The organism is Duganella guangzhouensis (genome assembly GCF_009674535.1).
Taxonomy (GTDB): Bacteria; Pseudomonadota; Gammaproteobacteria; order Burkholderiales; family Burkholderiaceae_D; genus Rugamonas; species Rugamonas guangzhouensis.
In genome coordinates, this window is the sequence record NZ_WKJK01000017.1 from 129,456 (window position 1) to 147,148 (window position 17,693).

Sequence of the window (17,693 nt, forward strand, 5' to 3'; positions counted from 1 at the left end):
GTACCGTTTCAATCTGCTTATCGCCAGCGTGCGCTGATAGTTTCTATCTCAGCCAGCAATGCCACCGCGCCCGGCGACAGATGCGCATTCTTGCGGGTGGTGATACCGATGCTGCGTTCCATTCCGGGCATGTCGAAGGGTAGCACCACCAACTGCCCGGTTTGCACCTCGTGGTGCAATTGATGCGCCGATAAGACAGTCAGCATGTCGCTGGAAACCAACAGGCCGCGCAGCAAAGCGAGGTCGCCGGTATCCACCGCCGGCTCCGGCGGGGTGGCGCCGTGGCGGCGGAAGAACTGCTCCAGCGACTCGCGCAACGGGGTGCCGCTGCGCGACAGCACCCACGGGTAGCCGGCCAGATCGTCCAGCTTCAGTTTGCTGCGTTGCGTCAACGGATGCCCTTGGCGCGCCACCAGCGCTGCCTTATCCTCGAACAGCGCGCGGGTGGCGAACACGTCGCCGGCGCCGGCACGCTGGGCGCCGACGATAAAGTCGATGCGGCCGCTGAGCAGGCTGGCCATCAGTTCTTCATACGGGCTTTCCAGCGAGCGGATACGCAGTTGTGGGTGACGTTGCAGCACCGAGGCGATCGCGGTCGGCAGCAGTTGCGAGCGCGCCAGCGGCAGCGCGCCGATGCTGACCACGCCCAGCACCACGCCTTCCAGCGCGGCGATGTCTTCGGGGATGTGACGCAGCTCGGCCAGCACGCGCTCGAACGATTCGGTCCAGCGCCGCCCCATGTCGGTCGGCACCATGCCGTGCGCGGTGCGCAGGAATAGCGGCTGGCCCAGCATGTCTTCCAGCCGCGCGATGGCCTGGCTGACGGCCGACTGCGACACCTCCATGGCCTGGGCCACGCTGGGCATGTGGTGCATTTCTGCCAGCAGGGTGGCGGCCTGCAGGCGGCGCTCGTTGAGCAGCGCTTCGATGCCGCCGACCTTGGTGCCGTGGCGGTCGCGCTGGCGCACCGCCTCGTCGCGCACGGCGTGCAGTTCGGCTTCGATGCGCTCGGCGCGCAGCCGCACCACGTCGCCGGCCGCGGTCAGCAGCATGCCGCGGCCCTTGCGTTCGAACAGTTGGGCGTTGAGGCTTTCCTCCAGCGCCGCCACCGAACGGGCGACCGCCGAGGAGGCGCGGTACAGGCTTTCCGAGGAACGGCGGATGCCGCCGCTGGCGGCGACGGCGTTAAAGGCGTGAAGGTGACGCAGGCTAACCAGGGGCATGGTGATGAAAAAGTAGGCGTAATAAGCAGATTAGAACAAATCAGCGCCCACAACGCAACCACGCCATAGACGCCGGCGCGGATACTTGTGGTCATCCAAACAGTTAATTGGGCCGCACCATGAGCCAAGCACCTGAATCCGATCTGCGCGCCATCCCCTGCATGCTGATGCGCGGCGGCACCTCGCGCGGACCGTTCTTTCTTGAATCCGACCTGCCGGCCGACACCGCCGCGCGCGACCGCGTGCTGCTGGCGGCGATGGGCTCGCCGGACCCGCGCCAGATCGACGGCCTGGGCGGCGCCCATCCGCTAACCAGCAAGGTTGGCATCGTGCGCCGCAGCACCCGGCCCGGCGTCGATCTCGATTTCCTGTTCGCTCAACTGCAACCGAATAACGACACGGTCGACGTGACGCCGAATTGCGGCAATATGCTGGCGGCGGTGCTGCCGTTCGCGCTGGAGCGCGGGCTGCTGCCGATCGCCGACGGCGTCACCACCGCCCGCATCCTGACCCTGAATACCGACATGCAGTGCGACGTCACGGTGCAGACGCCGGGCGGCAAGCTGCAATACCAGGGCGACGCCCGTATCGACGGCGTGCCTGGTACCGCAGCGCCGATCAGCATCAACTTCCTCGACACTGCCGGCTCGGTCTGCCCGGCGCTGCTGCCGACCGGCCTGCACCTGAACCGCATCGCGGTGCCGGGCGACGCCGCAGCCGACACCGCCCCGTTTGAAGTCGACGCCACGCTGATCGACAACGGCATGCCGATGGTGCTGGTGCGTGCCAGCGACTTCGGCATTACCGGCTATGAAGGCGTGGCCGAACTGAACGCCCACACCACGTTGAAGGCGCGGCTGGAAGCGCTGCGTCTCGCGGTCGGTCCGCTGATGGGGCTGGGCGATGTCAAGAGCAAGAATTATCCGAAGATGTGCCTGATCTCCGCGCCGCGCAACGACGGTGCCGTCAACACCCGCTGCTTCATTCCGCACGTGTGCCACGATTCGATTGGCGTGCTGGCGGCGGTCACCATCGCCACCGCCTGTGTGCTGGAGGGCACGGTAGCGCAGGGCATCGCGGTGGTGCCGGCTGGCGACGAGAAGACGCTGTCGATTGAACATCCCACCGGCGAATTCAGCGTCGCGCTGGCGCTGGACCCGAACAACCACGGACAGGTGACGTGCGCGGCCTTGCTGCGCACCGCCCGTCCCATCATGCGGGGCGAAGTGCTCGTTCCCGACCACCTCTGAAAAGGACACCCATGCGCAAACCATTGATTATCGATTGCCACGGCCACTACACCACCGCGCCGAAAGCGCTGGAAGAATGGCGCAACAAGCAGATCGCCAACCTCAACACGCCGGAGCTCGGACCGAAAGTGTCCGAACTGAAGATCAGCGACGACGAACTGCGTGAATCGATCGAAAGCAACCAGCTGCGCCTGATGAAAGAGCGCGGCTCGGACCTGACCATTTTCTCGCCGCGCGCCAGCTTCATGGCGCACCACATCGGCGACTTCAACACCAGTGCCACCTGGGCCGCGATCTGCAACGAACTGTGCGCCCGCGTGGCCCAGCTGTTCCCGGATAACTTCATCGGCGCCGCGATGCTGCCGCAGTCACCGGGCGTGGATCCCGCCAGCTGCATTCCCGAGCTGGAGAAGTGCATCAAGGACTACGGCATGGTCGGCATCAACCTGAATCCCGATCCATCGGGCGGCCATTGGACTTCGCCGCCGCTGTCGGACAAGTCGTGGTATCCGATCTACGAAAAGATGGTGGAATACGGCATTCCCGCTATGATCCATGTCAGCACCAGCTGCAACGCCTGCTTCCACACCACCGGCGCGCACTACCTGAACGCCGACACCACCGCCTTCATGCAGTGCCTGACCAGCGATCTGTTCAAGGACTTCCCTGAGCTGAAATTCCTGATCCCGCATGGCGGCGGCGCCGTGCCTTACCACTGGGGTCGATTCCGCGGCCTGGCGCAGGAAATGAAAAAGCCGCTGCTGACCGAGCACCTGCTGAACAACATCTACTTCGACACTTGCGTCTACCACCAGCCGGGCATCGACCTGCTGACCAAGGTCATGCCAGTCAAGAACGTGCTGTTTGCTTCCGAGATGATCGGCGCCGTGCGCGGCATCGATCCGGAAACCGGCAACTACTACGACGACACCAAGCGCTACATCGAAGCGGCCAACCTGACCGACGCCGATCGTGCCGATATTTTTGAGAACAACACGCGCCGCGTCTTCCCACGCCTGGACGCCGCACTGAAGGAGAAGGGTTTATGAGCACGCCATTGATCAACCAACTGGGCATCGTCAAGCGCAACATCGTGCGCGCCGAGCGCGAACACGTCGACCACCTGGGCCAGTTCGGCAGCGCCACCGTGCACGAAGCCATGGGCCGGGTCGGCCTGCTGAAGCCTTATATGCGGCCGATCTACGCCGGCGCGCAAGTGGCCGGCACCGCCGTCACCGTGCTGCTGCATCCGGGCGACAACTGGATGATGCACGTCGTCGCTGAACAGATCCAGCCGGGCGACGTGGTGGTGGCCGCCATCACCGCCGACTGCACCGATGGCTACTTCGGCGACCTGCTGGCCACCAGCTTCAAGGCGCGCGGCGCCAAGGCGCTGATCATCGACGCCGGCGTGCGCGACGTGCGCTTCCTGACCGAAATGGGCTTCCCGGTGTGGAGCAAGAACATCAGTGCCAAGGGCACCATCAAGTCGACGCTGGGTTCGGTCAACATCCCGGTGCTGTGCGCCGGCCAGCTGGTCAACCCGGGCGACGCCGTGATCGCCGACGATGACGGCATCGTCATCGTGCCGGCCGCCGACGTCGCCCGCGTGGCTGGCGTGGCGCAGAAGCGCGAAGATCTGGAAGCCGAAAAGCGCGCCAAGCTGGCCGCCGGCGTGCTGGGTCTGGACATGTACAACATGCGCGGTCCGCTGGAGCAAGCCGGCCTGAAATACATCGACTGATGCATTACCGTCCCAAGGAGTGGACCATAGGCTTGGTGGGCTATGGTGAAGTAGGGCGGATTCTGGCGGAAGATCTGCGCCGCCAGAACATCGCCGTCTGTGCCTACGACCTTAACCTGAATGACATCATGCGCGCCCACGCCGACCGGCGTGGCGTGATGCTGCACGCATCGCACGCCGAACTGGCGGCGGCGTGCGACCTGGTGATCTCCGCCGTCACCGCCAGCCAGACGCTGGACGTGGCGCTGGCGTGCGCGCCGGGCATGCGCCAGGATGCCTTCTTCCTCGACTTCAACTCCGCCTCGCCCAACGCCAAGCGCGAAGCCGCCGTCCGCATCGACGCCACCGGCGCCCGCTATGTGGAAGGCGCCGTGATGACCTCCATCCCGCCATATCGCCAACGGGTGCCGCTGCTGCTGGGCGGCCCGCACGCCGGCGTGGTGTCGCCGCTGCTGAACGAAATCGGCTTCTCCAGCAAAGTGCATTCCGATCAGGTGGGCGTGGCGTCGGCGGTCAAAATGTGCCGCAGCGTCATGATCAAAGGGCTGGAAGCGATGGTGATCGAAAGCTTCACCGCCGCCCGCGCCTATGGTGTGGAAGACGCGGTGCTCGCGTCGCTGTTCGAAAGCTTCCCCGGCATCGACTGGGAAAAGCAGGGCGCCTACTTCTTCCAGCGCGTGATCGAGCATGGCCGTCGCCGCGCCGAAGAAATGCGCGAATCCGCCCGCACCGTGGCCGACATCGGCCTGGTACCGCATTCCGCACGCGGCACCGCCGAACGCCAGGCCTGGATGGCCGACCTGGCCGGCGACTACGTCTTCGGCGCCAAAGGCGACGGCACGTTCGCCCGCAGCACCGACTGGCGCATCGAAGCCGACCGCATCCTCGCCGCCCTCAAAGAAAAATAACGTCCAGCCAAAGCCCAGCTCGTGTCCACTTCGGGGTCAGGCACCGAAGTGGACACGAGCTGGGCGTTGGCTGGGCGTTGGTTCAGATGCGCAGTGCTTCGACTACCAGCCGGAAGGCGGGTGATGCTTGTCGGCGGCTGGGGTAGTAGAGGTGGTAGCCCGGAAAGGCCGGGCACCATTCGCGCAGTACGCGTATCAGCGTGCCTTCCTTGATGTGTTCTTCGACCATGTCCTCCGGGACGTAGGCGATGCCGTAGCCGGCCAAGGCGGCGCGTAGCCGCGATGTGGTGTTGTTGAACACCCATTGCCCATCCACCCGCACGTTCAGCGGTGTGCCGTTCTTTTCGAATTCCCAGATCATCAGGTTGCCGTGCGTCGGCAGGCGCAGGTTGATGCAGCTGTGCTGTTGCAGGTCGTGCGGCGTGCGCGGTTTGCCGCGTCGCTTGAAGTAGTCCGGCGTGGCCACCAGCGCCATCCGCAGGTCGGGACTGATGCGGACCGCGATCATGTCTTTTTCGATGGCGTCGCCCAGCCGCACGCCGGCGTCGAAGCGCTGGCTGACGATGTTGGTCATGCCGTAGTCGACGTTGATGTCGATTTTGACGTCGGGGTAGTCGTGCATCACCGGCGATAGCCGTGGCCACAGCACGCTGTTGGCGGCGTGTTCGGCGGCGGTGATGCGGATGGTGCCGGCCGGCTTGTCGCGCAATTCGCTCAGTTGCGTCAGCTCCTGGAGGATTTCGTCGAGGCGCGGCGCGGCCGTTTGCAGCAGGCGCTCGCCGGCTTCGGTCGGGCTGACGCTGCGCGTGGTGCGGGTCAGCAGGCGGATGCCGAGGCGTTTTTCCAGGCCGCTGATGGTGTGGCTCAGCGCCGATTGCGAGACGCCGATCTGCTTGGCGGCCTTGGTGAAGCTGCCGTGGCGGGCGACGGCAATGAAGGCCGCCAGGTCGTTGAAGTTTTCCATTGATGAATCGTTCTCATGGGCTTATGCCGATTATAGCGTCTTATCAATGGCTGTGCGCGCGCCTACACTGCTTCCTTGATTGAAAGGACCGCATATGAACAAGCGTGCCATTCTGGCCATCATTCTGGTCAGCTATGTGATGATTGTGCTGGATACTTCGGTGGTGCTGACCGGCCTGCCGAAGATCCATCTTGAACTGGGTTTCAGCGACAGCGGGCTGGCGTGGGTGCAGAGTGCTTACACGCTGACCTTTGGCGGCTTTCTGCTGCTGGCCGCGCGGGCCGGCGATATGATCGGCCGCCGTCGCATGCTGGTGGCGGGGCTGGCGCTGTTTACGCTGGCGTCGCTGGCGATCGGCGCTGCCGCCACGCCTGCCATGCTGGTGGCCGCGCGCGCGGTGCAGGGGCTGGGCGCGGCGATATTGGCACCGTCCACGCTGGCGCTGCTGCAGACTACTTTTACCGAAGCGGGCGAGCGTACCCGCGCCGTGTCGCTGTACAGCGCCACCGCCGGCATTGCCGCCAGCGTCGGGCTGGTGCTGGGCGGCGTGCTGGCCGAGTGGACTTCATGGCGCGTCGGCTTTCTGATTAATCTGCCGATCGGTATGGCGATGATCTGGGCCGCGCTGCGCTACATCAGCGACAATCCGCAGCAGCACGCCAGCGCGCGCTTCGACCTCGGTGGTGCGCTGGCTTCGACCGCCGGCATGGGCGCGCTGGTGTATGCCTTGATCCGCTCCGCGAGCACCGGCTGGGCCGATGCGCTGACGCAGGGCACGCTGGTTGCCGGCGTGCTGTTGCTGGCCGCCTTTGTCGTCATCCAGCGTCGCGTTGCCGCGCCCATCATGCCGCTGCGTCTGTTCACCAGCGCCCCGCGTGCTGCCGCCTATGCCGCCCGCGTGCTGTTCCTGGGTGCGATGATCGGTTTCTTTTTCTTCACCACGCAATACCTGCAAGCGGTGGCTGGTTATCCGCCGTCGACCACCGGCCTGGCGTTCCTGCCGATGACGCTGATGAACTTCGCGGTCGCACTGCAAGTGCCGCGCCTGACGCGCCGCATCGGCAATGCGCGTTTGCTGGCGATCGGTCTCGCGGTCTGCATGGTGGGCATGGTGTGGCTGAGCCGCGTCGTTCCCGGTAGCGCTTACCTGACCGCCGTCGCGTTGCCGATGGTGCTGATCGGCGCTGGCCAGGGCATGGTGCTTAGTCCATTAACCGCAGCCGGCATCGCCGGCGTGGGGGCCGCCGATGCCGGTGCCGCCTCCGGCGTGGTCAACGTCGCTCATCAACTGGGCAATGCGCTGGGGCTGGCGGTGCTGGTCGCGCTGGCCGGCGCCAGCGGCCTGGCTCAGCGCGTCACCACCGCGCTGAGCGCGTCCAGCGTGTTCCTGTTATTGGCGCTGTTGCTGATGGCTTGGCCGGTCAGTGGTAAAAAAGTCGGCATTGAGGTAGCTCAGTCGTAGCAACGGGACGCGCCGCACAATGGAGGCTTACTCAAGGAGGCCGCCATGGATACCGCAATCCGCCCCGCGCTCGCTGACTACTGTTATCCGCCGGCCACCGATATGGCGGCCGTGCGCGCCCACTTCGAACGCGAAGGCTATGTCGTGCTACGCCAGTTGCTGCCGCTATCCGCCTGCGAGCAGGCGCGACAGGCGTTTCTGGAGGAGGTGCTGCCGGCGCGTCGCGCTTACTTCAAGCGGCATGCATCCGGCCGTCACGAGCGCAACGTCTACACCGAATATGGCCACATGAAATACCCCATCCTGAATCTGCAGGACATCGGCGGCAAGCGCTTCCGCCGCTTCCGCCAGTACGGGCTGGAGCTGCTGACCCATCCGCAGGTGCGCGCGCTGATGCGGGAACTGTACGGCGAACCGGCGCGGCTGGTGCACACCATGTACTTCGATGGCAACCAGACCACCTGGGCGCACCGCGACGGCGATTATTTCGATGCCGCCACCGTCGGCCGCATGACCGGCATCTGGATCGCCGCCGAGGACATCCATCCCGACGCCGGCCGCTTCTATGTGGTGCCCGGCAGCCATCGCACGCCAATCGCCGATATCGCTGATCCCAACAGCCCGGACTACCGACGCCAGATGAACGACTTCGTGCTGGCCGGCGGCCACGAATGCGTGGCGCCGTTGATGCGGCAGGGCGACGCCATCCTGTGGTCGGCGCTGACGGTGCATGGCAGCCTGCCGACCGTGAACGGCCGCCACACGCGGCGCTCGTTCACCGGCCACTACGTGCCGGACTCGCTGCCGCTGCGGCGCCATCTGACCGACGCGCCGACTGACCGCTACATCGCCGTCAACAACGTGCCCATCGTGCTGCATGAGCAAAGCCACACGCTGCGTGGGCTGCTGGCCGCCACCATGAAGTCCGACTATCCGCTGCTGTACTCGATGCTGCGCGCGCTGCGTTAGGCTTTGCGGATGAACAGGGACGTCAGCATGCCGATCGCGCAGACGGCGATCACGTAGTAGGCCGGGCCGAGCGCATCGTTCTTCAGCATCAGCGTGACCACCACCGGCGTCAGCCCGCCGAAAATGGCGTAGGACAGGTTGTACGAGAACGACAAGCCGGTGAAGCGCACCTGCGGCGGGAACGCTTGCACCAGCACGCACGGCACGGCGCCGACCACGCCGACGCAGAAGCCGGTCAGGCCGTACAGCGGCAGCAGCAGTTCCGGCTGCGCGCGCAACGTGGTGTAGAACACCCAGGTGCAGATCGCCAGCAGCACCGAGCCGACCAGCAGCACCGGCTTGGCGCCGAGGCGGTCGGCCAGCACGCCGTAGACGATGCAGCCCAGTGCCAGACCGAGCGTGGCGACGGTGTTGGCCACCAGCGAGGTGCGGGCGTCGATGTGGTAGATCTTTTGCAGCAGCGCGGGCGTCATCAGGATCACCACCACGATGCCGGCCGACAGCATCCAGGTCAGCAGCATGGACACGGTGACGGCGGCGCGATGGCCGCGCAGCACGGTCTTGAGCGGCATCTCGGCGGCCAGCGCTTTGCGCTGAGCCATTTCGGCAAACACCGGCGTTTCGTGCAACCAGCGGCGCAGATACATCGCGCCCAGACCGAACACGCCGCCCAGCAGGAAGGGCGCGCGCCAGGCGCCGGCCAGCACTTCATCCGGTTTGTAGGCGGTATTCAGGCCGGTCGCCACCAAGGATCCAAGCAGGATGCCGAAGGTCAGGCCGGCGGTCAGTATGCCGCAGGCATAGCCGGTGTGGCGCGCCGGCACGTGCTCGGACACGAACACCCAGGCGCCCGGCACTTCGCCGCCCACCGCCGCGCCCTGCAGCACGCGCATCGACAGCAACAGAATCGGCGCGGCCAGGCCGATGTTGGCGTAGGTCGGCAGCAGGCCAATGGCCAGCGTCGGCACCGCCATCAGCAGGATCGACAGCGTGAACATGCGCTTGCGGCCCAGCAGGTCGCCAAAGTGCGCCATGACGATGCCGCCCAGCGGCCGCACCACATAGCCGGCGGCGAAGATGCCGAAGGTTTGCAGCGTGCGCAGCCAGTCCGGCATTTCGGGCGGGAAGAATAGCTGGCCAATGGCGTTGGCGAAGAAGACGAAGATGATGAAATCGTAGAATTCCAGCGCGCCGCCGAGGGCGGCAAGGGACAGGGTTTTGTAATCCTGGCCGGTCAGCGGCCGGTTCCCGGCTGCGGCCGGCTCGAAGGTTGCGGTCATGTGGGCGGTGTCTCGTAGGTTGGAATGCTGCGTAGCATACTCATTTGCATCGCATGCGTAAATGTGCTGAGCTGTTTACAACTATTGCAAATTGGAAATTTGTGCAAAAATACATCTAATTTGTCAATATTTCCTCCACATGAAGACAGCAAAGATTCTGCATTTGTCGGACCTCCACTTTGGTTTTAAGCATGACAAACAAAAATGGCAGGCCATCGTTCGCCATGTTAAGGAAACGCATCCGGCATTGATCGTCATCACGGGCGATGTGGTCAATTCTCCTTGGTGGTGGGATCTGCGCACCGCCCGTACCAGGCTCACTGAACTGAAGGCGCTGTTGCCGGCTGATAGCGTGCCGACGGCGAACAAGGCTGCTACGGCTGGCGAAGCGATCAAGCGCGTGGTGTATGTGCCAGGGAACCACGATACGCGCTGGTCGGGATTGATCGATCTGATTTGGTTGGATCTGTTGGGTTTGATGTGTTTTGTCCTGTTTTTTGCAGCGCTATTTTTCGCTCCTGGCTCCGGCGATGCGGCGGGCTGGACGCATTGGCTGCCGGCCCCGTGGACTGCTGGCCTGTTACTGTTGTTGAGTGTCGGCTTTCGGCTGTGTTTTCGCTCGAATTTAAAGGCTTACTTTTGCGATTTCATGCTGGCGGCCCCCACAGCCTATGGGCGCTATGGCGTCGGCATTATCCCGCTCGATTCCACCAAAGGATGGGCTTGGGGCGCGCAAGGGAGCGTAGCGCGGGGCATAGGCAATATGCTGTCAGAAAGCGACGTGGCCAAGGGAGCCGCCGATATCTTCTGGATCGCGGCGGTGCATCATCATCCTCTGCCAATTCCTTTTGACTCGAATTTCGAACCCGTCATGATCATGAATAATGCTGGCACGGTGCTGCATGAACTAACGTATCACAAGGTGCCACTGATTCTCCACGGCCACAAACACCACCAGCATTTCTCTCGCCTGCTGGTGCGTATCGCGGACAAGGAAAGCCAGATCTCGGTGCTGTCAGCGGGCACGCCAACGCATAAAAAGCGCCCATCGCCTAATCGTCATAGTTTCAATGAAATTGTGGTGCAGGATGGGCGAGTGGCAAATATTCAGGTATTTGAGGCGAACGGCGATGAAACCTTCAAGGGTGCATCGCCATTTACTATTTCGGCCAATGAAGGTGCGCACGAGCGCTCGTTTGACTTGAATTCGTCGGGACGTGACCTGATGGCCGAAAGATTGATTTTGACGGTGTCGATAGACGAGTTTTCGCACGCCCGGTATGCCGAGGAGTTTTACCAGTTGCGATCCAAGAAGACGATTTTGGAGCTGCCCTATGTTTTCCCTTTGAAGCGTAAACTTTGCGAGGTGGACGATATCGTCATCGGCACGACGGCAAGCCAAAATGTTAGCCCATCTCATACCTGGAACCGTGAGCGGGACGGTAGTTCCGAGTGCAAAATCGAATTTCATCCTCAGTTGTCGCCGCCAAATCAGGTCAAGCATATCGATTCCAGCGTAGATTTTTATGTGGAGTACCGGGCGACCAACTTCTGTGCGCTGAATTCACGACAAGCTCTGGAGATGCGCGGGAATAATTCTGCGATGGAAGAGTTGACTTATGTGGTGCCGGATAACATTGCAGTGGAAGAATTGCACGTTCAAATCAACTTTCCAACGGGCAGTGCGCTGCCGAATAAACTCTCTTTGCAGCGCGGTCATAAGGCCAGCGGCGGCACCGACTGGGATGAACCGGATTCTGCCAGCATGGTCACTGTCCATTCCGTTCCCATGGCATTTGCGACGATCAACGCGCCCGTTCCAGGTGATCGGTACCGCATCAATTGGGAAGTGCAACGCGTGGCGAGTGCGCAGAATGCCCATAATGAGCTGGCTTACGAAAAGGCATTGTTGCAAGCGGCCCCCATTTCAGAGCAGCGTGTTGAAGAATACGTGAAGCTGGTCGGCCTTCTTGCGATTTCGGCATTCGAGCATTTTTATCCGGACACCATCAAGTTGTATGAGGCGCAGGGGACCGACATTGCTGCGGTTCTACAGCCCGCGATATCCGTTTCAATTTACGCCTATGACAGGCAAGCAAAGGAGCTGCAAGAAGTACACGTGGAGGGGCAATCTGCAGGGCCCGGCTACCTGTACGGTGCTGGTTTGGTGGGGTTGGCTTTTAAGAATCAAACGCCTGTTGCGTACGGCGCCGGATTGCCGAAAAATCATCGCTACAAGGCAACGCCGTTGAAGGATGAGCCGCTGGAGGATCAGTTCGATATTGAGGCCGGTAATGAAGATACCTTGGCCATTCCGCTTTATGCCGCGGATGTGGCGGGGGAAACCGGGCGGCGAGCGGCCGGTGAGCCATACGGTGTTGTTGCCATCGCATTTTCATCAACGCTGGGAGCACTGGTGTTGGATGGCGCGCAATCAGCTCCCAGACTGACAGCTTACGGCTTGGCCGCCTCCGCGATGGTGCGCCAGTTCGTAAAAACGCATATACTGTGATCAGATTTGGAGAAAATTATGTCACTGCTCAACAACCGGATATACAGCCTGGAGATGGGCGAAGCTGATGGGGATTCCGTCCGCGCTGCGATTGAACGTGCCGAAAAAATATGGGAAAAGCGCGGCAGTCTGGTTTCCTACAGCCGTATACGCAAAAACGTACAGGAGCACACTGTTGTGCGTAAAAGCCTGATCGCCGAAGCCCTGGAAAAATAACGTCACAGTATTAACCTTCACACACCCACCCGGCATCCTCGCCCGGGTGCGGCCAGCAGAACAGCCTGTCGTCCATAAGCCTGAAACGTTGCGAAGGCGCGACGTTCTTGGTGCGTCGCAATATGAATATTTCTTTACAAATTCCTACGTTAAGCTAAAGTGCAATGCGATGATAACGCTATCTTTGCGCTGCTGAGGAATTCTGATCGAAAGTTAAGAGGTGTCAATTTACTGCGCCTCTTTTTTAGGAAAACTAATGTTAGCGCTATCTAATCGTGGAGTTTGAATGCAAAGTATTCGTTGGGTGGTGATGGGCGTCAGTGGCTGCGGCAAGAGCACGGTGGGACAGGCGCTGGCGGCCGCGAACGGTGCCGCCTTCGTCGAGGGCGACCAGTTTCACCCGCCGGCCAATGTGGCCAAGATGTCGGCCGGGATGCCGCTCAACGACGATGACCGCGCCGAATGGCTGCTGGCGCTGCAGGCGCAGATCAGCGCGGCGGCGGCGCGCGGCGACGGATTGGTGGTGTCGTGTTCGGCGCTGAAGCGGCGTTATCGCGATTTGCTGCGGCAGGGCGATCCGGCGCTGCGCTTCGCGCATCTGAACGGGCCGAAGGATTTGATCGAGGCGCGCATGCGGGCGCGCGTGGCGCATTACATGCCGACCTCGCTGCTGGACAGCCAGTTCCGCGACCTGGAACCACTGCAGGCCGACGAGGCCGGGCTGACGCTGGATATTGAAATACCGCCCGACGATCTGGTAGCGCGGATCAGGGCGCAGCAGTAAGTAGCAAGACAACACAAAAACTATATGGAGACTCAACATGACTACACTCGCTACCCGTCACACCATCATGCGCCTGGCCGTGGCCAGCGCCTGCAGCTGGATTGCGCTCGGCGCCGCGCACGCTCAGGAGGCGCAGCAAGCGCCTGCTGCCACCGCGCCGGAGGTCTCGGCCACTGAGGCGGAGGCCAAGGTTGATAATGTGGTGACGGTGTCCGGCTCGCGCATTTCGGCGCGCGGCTTCACCCAGCCGACGCCGACCACCACGCTCAGCGCCGACGACTTGGCCAAGACTGCCAAGCCAAATCTGTTCAACGCCATCGCCGAGCTGCCGGCGCTGCAAGGTTCGACCGGCCGCACCACCAGCACCAACAGCACCAGCAGCGGGGTGCAGGGTCTGAGCTCATTGAGCTTGCGCGGCCTGGGGCCGATCCGCACGCTGACGCTGCTGGACGGCCAGCGCGTGGTGGGCGCCAACGTCACCGGCGTGACCGATGTCAGCCAGTTCCCGCAGTTGCTGGTCAAGCGCGTGGACGTGGTGACCGGCGGCGCATCGGCATCCTACGGTTCGGACGCGATCGGCGGTGTGGTCAACTTCATCACCGATAAAAAATTCGAGGGCTTCAAGTTCAACGTCGAGGGCGGCCAGACCACCTATCACGACGACAAAAACGGCACGCTGCAGGCGGCGTGGGGCAAGGCCTTCATGGATGATCGCCTGCACGTGACGGCCAGCGTGGAGTATGGCCGCGAGAAGGGCATCGACTCGCCGGGCTTTGGCGAGGTGGGGCCGAACGGCCGCACCTGGTACAAGAATCCGGCCTATCAGATCCGCCCACTGAGCGCGACCACCGACGGCAAGCCGCAGTACACGGTGATCGAACACGCGCAGCAGTACCAGTATGCGAAGTACGGTCTGATTACCAGCGGTCCGCTGCAGGGCACGGCGTTTGGCCTCAATGGCCAGCCTTACCAGTTCAACTACGGCTCGAACGGCGTGCCGACCGGCACCGGCGCGGTGACCGGCTGCGTCAATCCGTTCTGCGTGGGCGGCGATTTGAGCGGCAGCGTCGGCGCTGGCACCAATCTGGCGATGGATTTGACGCGCCAGGTGGCATACACCCGCGTGGGCTTTGATATCAACCCGGATCACGAGATCTACATGACCGCCAATTTCGGCAAGGTGAAGTCGGAGTTCTCGCCCAATCCCGGCGCGGCCAAGAACGCGAACCTGACTATCCAGTGCGACAATCCCTATCTGCCGTCGTCGATCGCGGCGGCGTGCGCGTCGAATAACATCACCAGCTTCCAGTACGGTACCGCCAACGCCATCTTCCCGGAGAATATCAACGTTCATCCGACCCGCAAGATGCAGCGCCTGGTGCTGGGCGCGGATGGCCGCTTCCCGGTGTTCGGCAAGGAATGGTCGTATGACGCTTATGTTGAGCGTGGCGTCAACTTCACCGACATCATCGTGCATGACATCACGCTGAATGCGCGCTACAACGCCGCCATCGACGCGGTGCGGCTGGCCGATGGCAGCATTGTCTGCCGCAGCACGGTGGCGCGCGCCAATGGCTGCGTGCCGCTGAATATCATCGGCAATGTGGCGGTCGATCCGGCGGCGTGGGCTTACATCGCGCCGCAAAATGGTCCGCAGCAGCACACGCGCCAGCAGCAGGATGTGGGCAGTTTCAATCTGAGTGGCGAGGCGTTCGAGACCTGGGCTGGTCCGATCGCGGTGGCCACCGGCGCCGAGTGGCGGCGCGAGTCGTATCGTGTCAGCGGCGACCCTTACGGCAATGGTGTTACCGCCGATACGCCGAACAACGCCAGCTATCCGGCCGATCCGCTGTTGAATGCCACGGTGGGGAACAACTGGTACGCGGGTAATTACCACAACGCGGCCGGCACCTACAATGTGCGCGAGGCGTATCTGGAGCTGAACGTGCCGGTGCTGAAGTCGGCCAGCTGGGGTGAGGCCAATATCAATCTGGCCGACCGCCAGACCAAGTACAGCACCTCCGGCCACGTCGAAAGCTGGAAGCTGGGCGCCAACTGGAAGACCGGCATCGATGGCCTGCGTCTGCGCGCGGTGACTTCGAAGGACGTGCGCGCGCCCAATCTGAGCGAGCTGTATGCGGCACAGGTGGTGGTCAACAATGTGGTGCAGTATCAGGGCAATACGGTGACGATCCAGCAGCGCACGGTGGGGAATACCAAGCTGCGGCCTGAAATCGCGCGTAACAATATCTTCGGCATTGTGCTGGACCGCCCATCGTGGGCGCCGGGCTTCAGCGCGTCGGTCGATTACTTCGACATCAAGGTCAATGGCGTGATTTCGGCGCTGACGGCGCAGCAGGAGGTCGATCTGTGCGTGGCTGGAAATCAGGAGATCTGCGGCGCGATGTCGCTGAATAATCCGGTAGCGACCAATAACTATGTGACGGTGCAGGCGTTCAATCTGGCTTCGTTGCACAGCGAGGGCTACGATCTGGAAGCGGCTTACCGCATGAATCTGAAGAACTGGAATCTGCCGGGCCGTCTGACCTTCCGTGGTCTGGTCACGCGCAATATCCACTTCCTCACCGATTCGGGCGTGGTCGGCACCATTCCGTCGGAAGGCGCGGGCGCCAATCTGGGCGCGACGCCGCGCTGGAAAGGCTTGCTGTCGCAGTCCTGGGATACCGATAAATACAGTCTGACGTTGAGTGAGCGCTGGATCAGCAGCGGCGTGTACAGCAACGAGTTTATCGAGTGCCAGACCAACTGCCCGGTATCGACGGTGCAGCATCCGACCATTTACAACAACCACATGAAGGGCGCCTTCTATGTGGACCTGGGCGGCACCTGGAAGATCGGCGACAAGGCGACGGCGTTCTTCAAGATCGATAACATCGCCAACGTTGATCCGGCACCGGCGCCGCAGGCCAATCTGAGCTTCGGCATCAACCCGACGCTGTACGATGTGATCGGCCGCGTGTACCGCGTGGGCCTGCGCTACAACTTCTAAGCGATGGCCATCACCAGTCCGTTGGCGGCGCTGCTAGGCGTGTCGCCAGCAGCGTGGTCGCTGGTGGCCGTGGCGTTGGCGGTCGGCGTTTTGACATTGCTGATCGCCTGGGCCAAGGTGCAGCCGCTGCTGGCGTTTGTGGCGGCGGCGCTGGCGGCAGCGCTGTTGCTGGGGATGCCGTTGGAGAGCATTCCGAAATCGATCGACAAGGGCATCGGCGATTTGCTTGGGTCGCTGATTGTGATCGTCTGCCTGGGCGCGGTGTTCGGCAAGCTGATTGCCGATAGCGGCGCGGCGCAGCGCATCGCCAGTTATCTGATCGGCGTGTTCGGCTCGGCGCGGATGCCGGTGGCGCTGACGCTGACCGGCTTTGTGGCCGGCATTCCACTCTACTACAACGTTGGCTTCGTGCTGCTGGTGCCGCTGGTGTTCTCGCTGGTGTACCAGAGCGGACGGCCGGCGGTGGCGCTGGCGGTGCCGCTGCTGTGCGGGCTGTCGATCGCGCACGGTTTCCTGCCACCGCATCCGTCACCCACCGCGCTGGTGGCGCAGTTTCATGCCGAGATGGGACGCACGCTGTGGTACGGCATGCTGGTGGCGGTACCGACGCTGATCATCGCCGGGCCGTTGTTCGCGCTGACGTTGAAGCGCATTCAGGCCACGCCGGCGCCGATGTTCCGCACCGGTCTGCGCGACGAGGCCGAGCTGCCCGGTGTGGTCAACAGCTTTGTCACGGCGCTGCTGCCGGTGTGGCTGTTGGCCGGCGCCACGGCGGCGGGGGCGTTGCCGATTGCCGATCCGGCCCTGAAGACGCTGGTGGGCTTTCTGGCCAATCCGATGATTGTGATGCTGATCGCGCTGCTGGTGGCGGTGTGCACGCTGGGCGTGGCGCGCGGGCAGAAGCTGACGGTGCTGATGTCCGGCGCGCAGGATGCGATGCGCGATATCGCACCGATCCTGCTGGTGATTGCCGGCGCCGGGGCACTGAAGCAGGTGCTGGTGGATACCGGCGTCAGTGCGCAACTGGGTACGCAGCTGGCGCAGTTGCCGGTGCCGCCGCTGGTACTGGGCTGGCTGGTGGCGACTTTGATCCGCATCTGCCTGGGCTCGGCCACGGTGGCGGGGCTGACGGCGGCGGGCATCATGGCGCCGCTGGTGCAGGCGTCGGCCACCGATCCCAGTCTGATGGTGCTGGCGATTGGCGCCGGCAGTTTGATGTGCAGCCATGTCAACGATTCGGGCTTCTGGATGTTCAAGGAGTACTTCGGCCTGTCGCTGCGCGATACCTTCCGTTCCTGGACGCTGATGGAAACGCTGGTCGGCGTGTTCGGGCTGATTTTCGTATTGATCCTTTCTTCCTTTTTGGGATAA

General features: G+C 62.9%; 14 protein-coding genes. 11 read left to right on the forward strand and 3 right to left on the reverse strand.

Annotated features, from left to right (window positions below; all coding sequences use genetic code 11):
- Positions 1–17 precede the first annotated feature (17 nt).
- Positions 18–1,223, reverse strand: coding sequence for a LysR family transcriptional regulator (locus GJ699_RS26520; protein WP_154382055.1), 1,206 nt, complete (start codon positions 1,221–1,223; stop codon positions 18–20).
- A 119-nt stretch (positions 1,224–1,342) separates the two neighbouring features.
- Between GJ699_RS26520 and GJ699_RS26525 the strand changes: the two genes are divergently transcribed.
- From GJ699_RS26525 to GJ699_RS26540, 4 genes are read left to right on the forward strand one after another with little or no spacing between them, the layout of a single operon-like run.
- Positions 1,343–2,473 (forward strand): 4-oxalomesaconate tautomerase, encoded by a 1,131-nt coding sequence (locus tag GJ699_RS26525; RefSeq protein WP_154382057.1) that lies wholly within the window; start codon positions 1,343–1,345, stop codon positions 2,471–2,473.
- Positions 2,474–2,496: 23 nt separating this feature from the next.
- Positions 2,497–3,522 (forward strand): amidohydrolase family protein, encoded by a 1,026-nt coding sequence (locus tag GJ699_RS26530; RefSeq protein ID WP_154382122.1) that lies wholly within the window; start codon positions 2,497–2,499, stop codon positions 3,520–3,522.
- A gap of 11 nt (positions 3,523–3,533) precedes the next feature.
- Positions 3,534–4,217 (forward strand): 4-carboxy-4-hydroxy-2-oxoadipate aldolase/oxaloacetate decarboxylase, encoded by a 684-nt coding sequence (gene ligK, locus GJ699_RS26535; RefSeq protein WP_371867677.1) that lies wholly within the window; start codon positions 3,534–3,536, stop codon positions 4,215–4,217.
- On the forward strand, positions 4,217–5,125 hold the full coding sequence (locus GJ699_RS26540) for a DUF1932 domain-containing protein (RefSeq protein ID WP_154382061.1): 909 nt from the start codon (positions 4,217–4,219) through the stop codon (positions 5,123–5,125). Before ligK ends, GJ699_RS26540 begins: the two co-directional genes overlap by 1 nt.
- An 82-nt stretch (positions 5,126–5,207) precedes the next feature.
- Here GJ699_RS26540 and GJ699_RS26545 read toward each other — a convergent pair whose 3' ends face one another.
- Positions 5,208–6,089: a LysR family transcriptional regulator gene (locus tag GJ699_RS26545; RefSeq protein ID WP_154382064.1), complete on the reverse strand. Its 882-nt coding sequence runs from the start codon at positions 6,087–6,089 to the stop codon at positions 5,208–5,210.
- Between the two features lie 94 nt (positions 6,090–6,183).
- Between GJ699_RS26545 and GJ699_RS26550 the strand changes: the two genes are divergently transcribed.
- Together GJ699_RS26550 and GJ699_RS26555 are read left to right on the forward strand one after the other, a co-directional pair.
- A complete protein-coding gene (locus GJ699_RS26550; protein ID WP_154382066.1) occupies positions 6,184–7,551 on the forward strand; it encodes an MFS transporter in 1,368 nt (455 codons plus the stop codon).
- Between the two features lie 45 nt (positions 7,552–7,596).
- The gene (locus GJ699_RS26555) at positions 7,597–8,520 is read left to right on the forward strand and encodes a phytanoyl-CoA dioxygenase family protein (protein ID WP_154382068.1); all 924 of its coding nucleotides are present in this window, start codon (positions 7,597–7,599) and stop codon (positions 8,518–8,520) included.
- On the opposite strand, the gene GJ699_RS26560 is transcribed toward GJ699_RS26555, so the two are convergent.
- On the reverse strand, positions 8,517–9,800 hold the full coding sequence (locus GJ699_RS26560) for an MFS transporter (RefSeq protein ID WP_154382070.1): 1,284 nt from the start codon (positions 9,798–9,800) through the stop codon (positions 8,517–8,519). The genes GJ699_RS26555 and GJ699_RS26560 overlap by 4 nt on opposite strands.
- Positions 9,801–9,939: 139 nt before the next feature.
- On the opposite strand from GJ699_RS26560, the gene GJ699_RS26565 reads away from it, so the two are divergent.
- From GJ699_RS26565 to GJ699_RS26585, 5 genes are all read left to right on the forward strand, one after another.
- On the forward strand, positions 9,940–12,312 hold the full coding sequence (locus GJ699_RS26565) for a metallophosphoesterase family protein (protein WP_154382072.1): 2,373 nt from the start codon (positions 9,940–9,942) through the stop codon (positions 12,310–12,312).
- A gap of 18 nt (positions 12,313–12,330) precedes the next feature.
- Positions 12,331–12,528 (forward strand): hypothetical protein, encoded by a 198-nt coding sequence (locus tag GJ699_RS26570; protein WP_154382074.1) that lies wholly within the window; start codon positions 12,331–12,333, stop codon positions 12,526–12,528.
- 286 nt (positions 12,529–12,814) lie between these two features.
- On the forward strand, positions 12,815–13,312 hold the full coding sequence (locus GJ699_RS26575) for a gluconokinase (protein ID WP_229262308.1): 498 nt from the start codon (positions 12,815–12,817) through the stop codon (positions 13,310–13,312).
- 37 nt (positions 13,313–13,349) lie between these two features.
- The gene (locus GJ699_RS26580; protein ID WP_229262309.1) at positions 13,350–16,322 is read left to right on the forward strand and encodes a TonB-dependent receptor plug domain-containing protein; all 2,973 of its coding nucleotides are present in this window, start codon (positions 13,350–13,352) and stop codon (positions 16,320–16,322) included.
- A gap of 3 nt (positions 16,323–16,325) precedes the next feature.
- Positions 16,326–17,693 (forward strand): gluconate:H+ symporter, encoded by a 1,368-nt coding sequence (locus tag GJ699_RS26585; RefSeq protein ID WP_154382076.1) that lies wholly within the window; start codon positions 16,326–16,328, stop codon positions 17,691–17,693.